Source organism: Motiliproteus sp. MSK22-1, assembly GCF_001968815.1.
Lineage (GTDB): Bacteria > Pseudomonadota > Gammaproteobacteria > Pseudomonadales > Balneatricaceae > Motiliproteus.
Window position 1 is genome coordinate 1 of sequence record NZ_MIEQ01000013.1, and the last position, 355, is coordinate 355.

Annotated in this window: 1 pseudogene; it reads left to right on the forward strand. The window is 58.0% G+C overall.

The features are described 5' to 3' along the window. Positions 1-260: pseudogene (locus BGP75_RS27140) on the forward strand (hypothetical protein); the annotation flags it as partial. Positions 261-355 lie beyond the last annotated feature (95 nt).

Below are 355 nucleotides of genomic sequence, written 5' to 3' on the forward strand. Positions count from 1 at the left end.
TACTGACCCTGCTACCCGAAGTGCTGGTGGTGTTTGAAGACTATGAGATGCTGATCTTCGGTGGAATTCTGATGGGAGGGATGATCTTTATGCCCCAGGGACTGTTTGTCACGCTGGCCCGTTGGGCCCGCCGACACCTGCTGCGGGGGCCGGTTCAGCCCGCGCCGCCCAGTGCACAAAAACACCGGGATAGTCACGCTGATCAGCCGGAAAAATCCCTCAACTCCACCCCGCAGCAACCTGAAAAAGGGGGCGTCTGAGCCATGAGTATCCTGCAAACCGCAAATCTGGATAAGTACTTTGGCGGCGTGGCGGCGGTCACGGATCTGAGTTTTGAGGTGCCTGAGGGCACCAT